Raw genomic sequence first — 10319 nt, 5'->3', positions numbered from 1 at the left:
CGCCGGCAGGTCCTTGTCCGCCATCTCGTGCCGGATCAGCTGCTCCAGTGCGGCGGCGACCTCCTCGTAGCCCTGCGCCGGCTCGACCGCCTGGTCGGCCGGTGCCGCGGCGATGCAGCCGCCGAGCAGCAGCAGCGGAGCCAGCGCGAAGGGGGAGCGCAGCGCGCGTGAGCGCGTCGACCGCATCAGCCCTGCACCGGGCACTCCGCGGTCGTCCGCGTCGCACGTCGCTCGTGCAGCCTGCACCGTACACGTCGGAACTGGTTCGCTCTGTCGCTTCCGCATCACCGGATTCCCCCCGCGGCCTGTGTGGAACTGTCTGCCTGCCTGTTGAACTCGCCCATCCCCTCGACGTCCAGTGTGCCGGGCTCGCCGCGCGCGTTCAGCGTGAACGTCAGCATCGTCGTGCCGAGCTGCGGATCCTCCCAGTTCGCCCGGAACGTGTTGTAGTGCCAGTGCTCGAGCGTGCCGTCGAACGCGGGGCCGTACGTGGCGCGCAGACCCCCGTCCTCGAACGATACGACGAACTGCCCGTAGAGGCGGCTGTCGTAGGTGCCGGCGTAGCGCTCCAGCGCGAGCGACGGACTCGTGTCCCGCACGCGCGCGGAGTCGCGCGACGCCTGCCGTGCCTCCGCCTGCTCCATGCGCTGCTTCGTGAACGCCAGCACCTCGGCGCTCCAGTCGCGGCCCGGCCCGTCGATGTACAGGTCGAAGATGCGACGCATCAGCGTGGCCGGCAGGCCCGAGCCGTTCATGTTCGTGAGGATGACGAGCCCGACGTCGTGCTCCGGCATCATCGCGACCAGCGCGCTCATGCCGTCGATGTTGCCGCCGTGATGCACGAGCCTGCGGCCGCGATAGTCTTCCATGAACCAGCCCAGGCCGTACGTGCGGAAGTGCGTCTCCGGGTACAGCCGCTCGCTCGCGGTGTCGATCTGGATGATGGTGTGCGGCGACCACATCTCGCGGTGGTTCGCTTCGCTCACGATGCGCCGGCCGTCATACTCGCCGCGCCCGAGCTGCAGCCGAACCCACGCCGCCATCTCCCGCACGTTGGAGTTGATGGAGCCGGCCGGGCCGGCGTTGTCGATGTCGCGCCACGCTACCGGCGTGACTCGCTCCTCGACACGCGTGTGCGGCGTCGCGACGTTGTCCATCGACGCGAGCGCGTCGACCGTCGTGCTGCTCGTGCGCATGCCGAGCGGCGCAAAGATGCGCTCGCGCACCAGCTCGTCCCACGTGCTGCCGCTCAGCTCCTCCACGACCTCACCGGCCGTGAGGTACATGATGTTCTGGTAGCCGAACTGCGAGCGGAAGCTCCACGACGGCTCCAGCCAGCGCACGCGTCGGACCACGTCCTCGCGCGACATGTCGCTGCCGTACCAGAGCAGATCGCCGCGCGAGAGCCCGCTGCGGTGGCTGAGCACGTCGCGCAGCGTCATCTCCCGCGTGACGTACGGGTCGAACACCTGGAACCAGGGGAGATGCTCGATCACCCGGTCGTCCCACTTCGCGGCACCATCGTCGATCAGCGCGGCGAGGAGCAGGGCGGTGAAGGCCTTGGAGGAGGAGCCGATCGCGAACATCGTGTGTTCGTCCACCCGCGCGCTGCTGCCCAGCTCGCGCACACCGAATCCCTTCGCATACACGACCGAATCGCGGTGCACGATCGCGAGGCCCAGGCCGGGGACCTCCCATTCGGCCATGGCGCGGTTCACGTACTCATCCAGCCCGCGCAGCTGCTGCGCCCGGGCAGGGCTGGCACCGCTCGCGAACACGAAAAGCATCGCGAGAACGATGCGGGCACGTCGTGGCATGGTGTTGCTCCTGAATGAAGGACCTCAGGCGACGTCCTGCGTCAGCGATCCCGCCCTTTCGCAGGTGCGCGGCGGAACCTGCCAAGGCCGTCGACCTCGAGCGAAGCGACCTTGCCGGTCGCATCCAGCGCAAACGTGATCAGGCTGCGACCGAGTGCCGCGTCGGACCACGTCGCACGGAACGTGTCGTAGTGCCAGTGCTCGAGCGGCGCCCGCAGCGTGTCGAAGCGTGTGGCGACCAGCCGGCCGTTCTCCAGCACGATATCGACAGCACCATAGAGCTGGCTGTCATAGGTGCCGGCGTACTCCTCCAGTGCGAGGGACGGACGCGTGCCCGTCACGCGCCGGGCCTCCATCTCCTGCTCCGCCTTCTGCGCCGTTGCGCGCGCGTCGACGTCGTTCGCGATCGCGCGCGCCGTCAGGTCGCGGCGCGGAGCACCGATCAACCGGTCGATGATGTCGTACGTCAGGGGCCCGTAGATCGAGTGCGCGTCGCTGTTGGTCAGCAGGACCAGGCCCAGGTTCTCTTCCGGCAGCAATGCCACCGTGGACAGCATGCCGTCGATGCCGCCGCTGTGCATGAGCAGCTTGCGGCCATAGTAGTCACTCAAGCCCAGACCGAGCCCGTAGGCGCTGAAGTGGCGCATGGGGAAGAGCGAGTCGGTGCCGGTGCCGGCGATCGTGTGCGGTGCCTGGATCTCGCGCACGGTTGCCTCGGCAAGGATACGGCGCCCGTCCAGCTCGCCGTCGCCGAGCAGCATGCGGACCCACTGCGCCATGTCCAGCACGCTCGAGTTGATCGAGCCGGCGGGGCCGGCATTGTCGATGTTGCGCCAGGCAATCGGCACCACGTCGCCGGCGCGCCGCGTATGGGGCGTCGCGACGTTGGCGACGCCTTCCAGGGCGCGAACGCTGGTGTTGCTGCGGCGCATGCCCAGCGGCCGCAGCAGCTGCGTCGCGACCAGCTCGTCCCAGCTGCTGCCCCCCGCATTCGCAGCCGCCTCGCCCGCCGCGATGAACATGATGTTCTGGTAACCGAACTGCGAACGGAAGCTGGTGTTGGGCTCGAGGTGGCGGACGCGGCGGATCACTTCCGTGCGATCGTAGGGCGTGGCGTACCAGATCATGTCGCCGCGTCTGCCCAGCCCGCTGCGGTGCGACAGGGCGTCACGCAGCGTGATCTCGCGCGTCACGTACGGATCGAACAGCCGGAACTCCGGGAGGTGCTGCGTGACCGGATCGTCCCAGCGCATCTTTCCGTCCTCGACCAGCCTGCCGACGAGCGCGGCCGTGAACGCCTTGGTGTTGGAGCCGATTGCGAACAGCGTGTTGGCATCCACCCGCTCGCTGCCGCCCTGCTCCAGCACGCCGAAGCCCCGGGCATAGATGACCGAGTCGTTGCGGACGACGGCGAGGGCGAGGCCGGGGATCTCCGCTCCGGTGCGCGCGCGCTCGAGCAAGGTGTCGAGCCCCCGAAGCGGATCCTCGCGCTGTGACTGCAGCGCCGGCGCGCACGCACCGGCGAACAGCAGCAGTGCGGGCAGGACGATTCGAACGGGGCGCCGTCGTCGCATCATGGTCAGTTCTCCGGTTGCTCCGCCCGGCCCGGTCCGTACAGCACGTGGCCCGGCCGTTCACCCGTGTGGCGGCCCTGGTCGATTACGACCGCGCCGTTCACCAGCACGTAGTCGATGCCCTCGGGATACAGTGTCGGCTCATCGTAGGTCGCGCGATCCGCCAGCGTCGCCAGGTCGAACACGACGACGTCCGCCCACGCACCGGTGCGGATCACGCCGCGGTCCGCCAGCCGCATGCGCGTGGCCGGCCACGACGTCATCCGACGGATCGCATCGGGAAGCGTCAGCACGCCCCGCTCCTTCACATAGCGCGCGATCACGCGCGGAAACGTGCCGTAGCTGCGCGGGTGCGGCAGGCCGAGCACGTCGGCCGAGCCGGGGCGCAGCGCTGCGCCCGCGTCGCTGCCGATGCTCACCCACGGGAACTGCAGCGCCTCCTCGATGTCCTGCTCGGACATCATGTGGTAGATCGCCATGACGCGGCCATTGCCCGCCGCGACGATGTCCCACGCCGCGTCCGCCGGGTCCTTGCCCGTCTCGCGCGCAATCTCTTCCAGCGTCATCCCCTCGAAGCGTGCGTTCTGCTCGTTGCGCGCATTCACCAGCACGACACCGTCCCAGCCGCCCGCCGCCTCGACGATGTTCCACCAGCCGGGCGAGCCCGTCTCCAGCTCGCGCTTCATGCGCGCGCGCACGTCCGGCCGCGCGAGACGCGCGCGCAACGAATCGATGCCGCCCTCGTGCGCCCAGGCCGGGATCGTCGCCTCGAGACCGGTGCCGCCAGCCGTGTACGGGTACAGGTCCGCCGCGACGTCCACCCCGCGCGCACGCGCCGAGTCGATCAGCGCACCGGCCCGCCCCATCAGCGTGCCCCAGCCCGGCTGGTAGGCTGCCTTCAGGTGGAAGATCTCGACCGGCAGCTCGCCTTTCTCCCCGATCTCGATCGCCTCCGCGACCGCCTCGACCAGCTCGCGTCCCTCGCCCCGGATGTGGCTGGCGTAGATGCCGCCGTAGGAGCCCGCGACACGGGCCGTCTCGATCAGCTCCGCCGTCGTCGTGTAGCTCAATGGCGGATAGATCAGCGCCGTTGTCATCCCGATCGCACCCGCCTCCATCGCGCGCGCGATGATCTCCTTCATCCGCTCCAGCTCCGCCGGCGTGGGGGGCCGGGAGCTGTTGCCCAGGACCGGACCACGCGCGTTCCCGTGGCTCACGTACGTGCCGAAGTTGATGCTGATGCCCTGGTTCTCCAGCCGCTCGAAGTACGACGCCAGCGAATCCACCGGCACCGGCGGGCCACCCTCCCCGCCGATCGCCGTGGTTACGCCCATCCGCAGCTTGTTCTCCGCCAGCGGGTTGCGCGGCAGAACCCCGCCCGACTGGTCCATCATGTCGATCCAGCCCGGCGACACGTAGCGCCCCGTCGCATCGATCTCACGAAGGGCGCACCCCTGCACGTGGCCGATCTCCGCGAAGCGCCCGTCACGGATCGCAACGTCCGCCAGGATCCACGGGTTGCCGGCGCCGTCCAGCACCCTGCCGTTGCGGATCACCACGTCCCACGGACACGCCTCGGGCTGTGCCTGCGCCTGCACCTGCACCGGTGCGAGCACCGCCAGAACGAGGAGAGCGAACAGGCGTGGACTGCACGACGGGCGCTTGCGCATGGAGATGCCTCTCGGGTCGTCTGGGCTGGATGCCCGTGAGCTGTTTCCGGTGTCGGGTTGCGCCGGCGGGTGGTCCCGTTCGGCCGCGGGAAGGTATATCGAACTGTATACACTCAATGTGAGCCGCCGCCCGGCGACGGGCAAGGCTGGCACTCGCCACCTCGCGACGACGTGCCGTACCGGGCGGCGATCCGGCGTCCTCCTGACCCGATCAGGCCTGGTGAACCCATCCGATTCTCGTTGCGCGCACAAAATCCTTGCGGCCGGCGCGGCCGACGCCTACCATGATGTATACAAATTCTAAGGCAGTATCGTGTGCGACGTGCGCACCCCGGTTCCCACCGCGGAATCGCGCCCGTCTCCGTTCTTTCCCGTTCCAGTCACGGCATCAGGAGGCAGTCATGCGGCAGAAGGGCCAACCTCCGGCGCGCGGATGGACGCGCCTGCGCCGGTCACTTTCCCCGGGACTCTGTTGGACAGTTGCTGCGCTGCTGGCGCTCGCGGCGCCTGCCGAAGCGCAGAGTGGCAGTGTCATCGGGACGGTGGTCTCGAGTGGTTCGCTGCGCCCGCTGTCGGGGGCGCAGGTGTTCGCGGCTGGAACGGATCGGGGCACGGTAACGGACGCCAACGGCCGCTTTGCGCTGACGGGGCTGACGGGTGCGCAGGTCACCGTGAACGTGGTGATGCTGGGCTACCGTGACGCGAGTGTCACGGTGGCGGTGGGCACGAGCGACCTGCGGATCGAGCTGGCGGAGTCGGCGCTGGCGCTGGACCAGATCGTCGTCACGGGACAGGTCGGCGGGACGCAGCGACGCGCGGTCGGCAACTCGGTCGCATCCGTGAATGCGGCGGAGGCAGTCGAGATCGCGCCGATCAACTCCGTGCAGGAGCTGATCAACGGTCGCGCGCCGGGTGTCGTGATCATGCCGGGCACGGGCATGGTCGGCAGCGGCTCGGTGGTGCGCGTGCGCGGCACGTCGACGTTCTCGCTGTCGGGTGATCCGCTGATCTACGTGGATGGTGTGCGGGTGCTGAACGAGACGGGCTCGGGCATCTCGATCCAGGCGTTCGGCTCGGGTGTCGCCTCCCGCCTGAACGACTTCAGCGAAGACGACATCGAGAGCATCGAGATCCTGAAGGGCCCGGCCGCCGCGACGCTGTACGGCACGGAAGCGTCGCGTGGTGTGATCAACATCATCACGAAGAAGGGTGCGCCGGGTGGCACCCGCTACACGCTGTCGACGTCGCAGGGCGCGAACTGGTTCATGAATCCGGAAGGCCGTATGCCGGTGAACTACTGGCGTGGGCCGGACGGCGAGGTGCAGTCGCTGAACATCACGCAGCGTGAGTCGGATGCGGGTCGTCCGATTTTCCGTACGGGCCGCGTCCAGGAGTACAGCGCGAGCGTGTCGGGCGGTGCGGAGTCGCTGCGCTACTATCTCGGCTTCGACATGGAGGACGCCGAGGGTGCGGAGCGCAACAACTGGAAGGAACAGGTCAGCACGCGTGCGAACCTGCAGATCCTGCCGCACGAGAACGTCGACATCTCGGTGAGTGTCGGCTACGTGCAGAACGACATGCAGATGTCGTGCGAGGGTGGCTGCGGTGGTGCGATGTGGGGTGCGGTGTTCTCGAACCCGAGGTTCCTGGGCGAGAACTGCACGGCGACATCGCCGTATGGCTGCGGCTTCACGCGCGGCTTCCAGAGTGCGCCGCCGGAGCGCTACTACGTGTTCGATGCCACGCAGGGGATCGATCGCCTGACGGGCAGCGTGACGGCCAACTGGAAGACCTTCCCGTGGCTGACGCAGCGGCTGACGGTGGGCACGGACTTCACGGCCGAGCAGAACGAGGAGTACCAGCCGCGCATCTCGCCGGCGGCTGATACGATGCTGTACTTCCTCGGGCCCACGACCAGCCTCGGCTACAAGTACCAGACCCGTCGCACCCATTACAACAACACGTTCGACTATGCCGCGACGGTCAACACGAGCCTGAGCGAGAGCATCTCGTCGGCGACGTCGTTCGGCCTGCAGTACTACCAGAAGCGGATCGAGTTCATCGGTGTGCAGGGCAACGAGTTCGCCGCACCGGGCCTCGAGACGGTCGGTACGACGGCGCGCAAGACGTACACGGACGATGACTACCTCGACAACAACACGCTGGGCGTGTACGCGCAGCAGCAGTTCGGCCTGAACAGCCGGCTGTTCGTGACCGCGGCCGCGCGCATCGACAACAACAGCGCATTCGGCTCCGACCTGGACTGGGTCGTCTACCCGAAGGCGAGCCTGTCGTGGGTGCTGAACGAGGAGCCTGCGATCGGTGAGCGTCTGCCGGACTTCATCGATGCCTTCAAGCTGCGACTCGCCTACGGCCAGTCGGGCCAGCAGCCGCTGTCGTTCTCGGCGCTGCGTACCTACGCGGCGATCACGGGTCCGTTCGATACGCCCGCGGTCACGCCCTCGACGGTCGGCAACTCCGAGCTGGGGCCGGAGCGAGGTCACGAGATCGAAGCCGGCTTCGATGCCGGCCTGTGGGACGACCGGGTCGGCCTCGAGTTCACGTACTATAACAAGCGGACCACCGACGCGATCCTGCTGCGGCCGTCCGCACCGTCCTCCGGGTTCACCGCATCCCGCTACGTCAACGCGGGCGAGATCGTCAACCAGGGCGTCGAGGCGCTGCTCCGCATGCAGCTCATGCAGCGCGACAACTTCGCCTGGGATGCCACTCTCACTGCGGCCACGAACGGCGCAAAGGTCACGAAGCTGGTCGGCGGCGACACCACGATCGTCCTGGGCAGCACGCAGCACCGGGTCGGCTACGCGCCGCGCTCCTGGTTCCGTGAGCGGGTCGTCAGTGCGGATTACGACCCCGAGACGAACACCGTGTCCAACGTCATGTGCGACGACGGCTCGGGCGGCGTGGTCGCGTGCTACAACGAGGCCGGACAGGTGGTCGCGCCCCGGATCTACCTGGGTCGCACGACGCCGGCGTTCGAGGGTTCGGTCTCGACCAGCCTGCGCTTCTTCGATGCGCTCACGTTCTACGCGCTGGTGGACGTCAAGACGGGTTACCGCAAGTATGACAACAACCTGCGTGCGCGCTGCCAGGTGTTCTCGCTCTGTCTCGAGAACATGTACCCGGAACGGTATGACCCGGCGCGCATCGCCATGGTTCGCAGCAACGGTACGCTGTCCTCGTTCGTGATCAATGATGCGAGCTTCGCGAAGCTGCGCGAGGTATCGCTCCAGTACAACGTGCCGCAGTCCATCATGAGCCGCATGGGTGCGCGGGCCGGCTCGATCAATGTGGCCGCACGCAACCTGCACACGTGGACGGGCTACACGGGTCTCGACCCGGAGAACCAGTTCCTCGAGGGCGGCAACGTAGGCCTGGAGCAGAGCAACCTGCCGCAGCTCGCGACATTCGTGACCACCTTCCGCGTCAGCTTCTGAGGAGACGTGACGATGACGAAGCGCAATCAATGGCTCGCTCGGGGCGCCTCTCGGAGGGTCCTGGCCGTGAGCACGTTTGCCATGTTCCTGACGACCGCCTGTGATACGGACAGGTGGCTGGACGTGTCCGCACCGGGTGTGTTGCCAGCAGAGAACCTCGAATCGCCCGAGGCAGCGGCGCTGCTCGTGAACGGCGCGATCGGCAACTTCGAGTGTGCGCTGGGCGCCGCCATCATGGTGACCGGCATCATCTCCGACGAGTTCTCCGACGCGCAGCTCGGCGCGGCGCAGTGGCCGTATGACCGGCGTGACGCCAATACGCAGCCGGGCAGCATCTACGGCACGTCCGGCTGTACGTCGGCGCAGGGGCCGGGCATCTACAGCCCGCTGTCGGTCGCGCGCTGGTCGGCCGACAATGCGTTCCGTGCGCTCCAGACCTTCACGGATGACCAGGTCGCGAAGCGGGACTCGCTGATGGCCGCGAGTGCACTGTACGCTGGCTTCAGCCTGTCGCAGCTCGGCATGGCGATGTGCTCGGCCGCACTCGACGAGGGTCCGGAGATCACGAACCAGCAGCTCTTCGCGGAAGCGGAGAACCGGTTCGGTACGGCACTCACGCTGGCGACGCAGGCCGGCATCCCGAGCTATCAGCACGCGGCCAACGTGGGGCTGGCGCGGGTCCGACTCTACCAGGGCAATACGGCAGGCGCGGCGAGTGCTGCCGCACTGGTGCCGGCCGGATTCGTGCTCGAAGCATCCGCCTCGAGCTCGGAAACGCGCCGCTACAACCGCGTCTTCCACTCCAATGTGCAGGCGCGCAACTACACCATTGAGGAGCAGTCGCGCAACCTCACGACGGAGGGCGTCGAGGATCCGCGCTCGCTCACGGTGGACAGCGGGCTGCGTGCATCGGACGGCCAGATCGCGTGGATCCAGCTCAAGTACACGGGCTACGACTCACCGATTCCGATCGCGCGCTACGAGGAGGCGCAGCTCATCCTGGCGGAAGCGCAGGGCGGGCAGGATGCCGTGGACATCATCAACGCGCTGCGTGCACCGCACGGGATCCCGGCGTACACCGGTGCCACGGATGCCGCATCGATCCGGAACCTGATCGTGGAGGAGCGCCGCCGGGAGCTGTTCGTCGAGGGCTTCCGGATGCACGACATCCACCGCTTCGAGCTTCCGCTGGTTCCCGCACCGGGGACGGAGTACCCGGTCAAGGGTGGCAGCTACGGCAACACGACGTGCCTGCCGCTGCCGGACGTCGAGCGCTTCAACAACCCGAGCATCAGCGGGTGAGCAGGCCGGTGGCCGCAGCAGGGGCGGCTACCGTGCATGACCAGCAACGTGAAGCGGGCCGGGGAAGTCCCCGGCCCGCTTTTTCGTTCCACGCGTCGAGTGGGGACGGCTCCCGCCTCAGCGCGTCACGTCGACTCCAGCACGTTCAGAAACCCGATCGCGCCCTTCTGGCCGTGCCCGAAGCCGTGGTTCACGAACGGGAACTCGCCCGCGATGTCGGCCACGAAGTCGAAGATCATGCCGCCGCCCGGCGGCACCGCGAACGTCTGCACGCCGCGCAGCGGATTCGACGGCGGCGCACCGAGCCAGACGTTGTCGAACTGCTCGCCGACGACGTGGAAGCTGCAGGGGTGGGACGGCCCGGCGGAGACCACGTAGAAGCGCACGCGCTCGCCGCGCCGCACGCGCAGCGGATTCCGGATGTACTGGTCCGGCCGGCCGTTGCAGACGACGAAGTCGGGCATCGTGCTCGACATCTTGCCGAAATCGAGCGGCGCG

7 protein-coding genes are annotated in these 10319 nt (G+C 68.0%); 2 read left to right on the top strand and 5 right to left on the bottom strand.

The genetic code is table 11. From position 1 onward, the window contains the following. The 4 genes from VFU06_09590 to VFU06_09575 form a co-directional block, all read right to left on the bottom strand. Positions 1-186, bottom strand: a 186-nt coding sequence (locus VFU06_09590; protein HEU5209653.1) for a hypothetical protein, incomplete at its 3' end; no start/stop codon positions are given. Between the two features lie 98 nt (positions 187-284). Then, positions 285-1817, bottom strand: coding sequence for a serine hydrolase (locus tag VFU06_09585; protein HEU5209652.1), 1533 nt, complete (start codon positions 1815-1817; stop codon positions 285-287). Between the two features lie 41 nt (positions 1818-1858). After that, a complete protein-coding gene (locus VFU06_09580; GenBank protein ID HEU5209651.1) occupies positions 1859-3394 on the bottom strand; it encodes a serine hydrolase in 1536 nt (511 codons plus the stop codon). 2 nt (positions 3395-3396) lie between these two features. Further along, the gene (locus VFU06_09575; protein ID HEU5209650.1) at positions 3397-5061 is read right to left on the bottom strand and encodes a D-aminoacylase; all 1665 of its coding nucleotides are present in this window, start codon (positions 5059-5061) and stop codon (positions 3397-3399) included. Positions 5062-5462: 401 nt separating this feature from the next. On the opposite strand from VFU06_09575, the gene VFU06_09570 reads away from it, so the two are divergent. Beyond that, positions 5463-8519, top strand: a complete 3057-nt coding sequence (locus tag VFU06_09570) for a SusC/RagA family TonB-linked outer membrane protein (protein ID HEU5209649.1) — start codon at positions 5463-5465, stop codon at positions 8517-8519. A gap of 66 nt (positions 8520-8585) precedes the next feature. Then, a complete protein-coding gene (locus VFU06_09565) occupies positions 8586-9821 on the top strand; it encodes a RagB/SusD family nutrient uptake outer membrane protein (GenBank protein HEU5209648.1) in 1236 nt (411 codons plus the stop codon). 125 nt (positions 9822-9946) lie between these two features. On the opposite strand, the gene VFU06_09560 is transcribed toward VFU06_09565, so the two are convergent. Next, positions 9947-10319: multicopper oxidase domain-containing protein (locus tag VFU06_09560; GenBank protein HEU5209647.1), on the bottom strand; the 373-nt coding region annotated here is incomplete at its 5' end.

The organism is Longimicrobiales bacterium (genome assembly GCA_035764935.1).
In the GTDB taxonomy this organism is placed as follows: domain Bacteria; phylum Gemmatimonadota; class Gemmatimonadetes; order Longimicrobiales; family RSA9; genus DASTYK01.
Note: the sequence above shows the minus strand (reverse complement) of the source record. Positions and strands in the feature narration are given on the sequence as shown.

Coding starts and splice junctions, on each gene's coding strand:
- VFU06_09585 (HEU5209652.1), bottom strand. CDS start 1,817: ATGCCACGACGTGCCCGCATCGTTCTCGCGATGCTTTTCGTGTTCGCG.
- VFU06_09580 (HEU5209651.1), bottom strand. CDS start 3,394: ATGATGCGACGACGGCGCCCCGTTCGAATCGTCCTGCCCGCACTGCTG.
- VFU06_09575 (HEU5209650.1), bottom strand. CDS start 5,061: ATGCGCAAGCGCCCGTCGTGCAGTCCACGCCTGTTCGCTCTCCTCGTT.
- VFU06_09570 (HEU5209649.1), top strand. CDS start 5,463: ATGCGGCAGAAGGGCCAACCTCCGGCGCGCGGATGGACGCGCCTGCGC.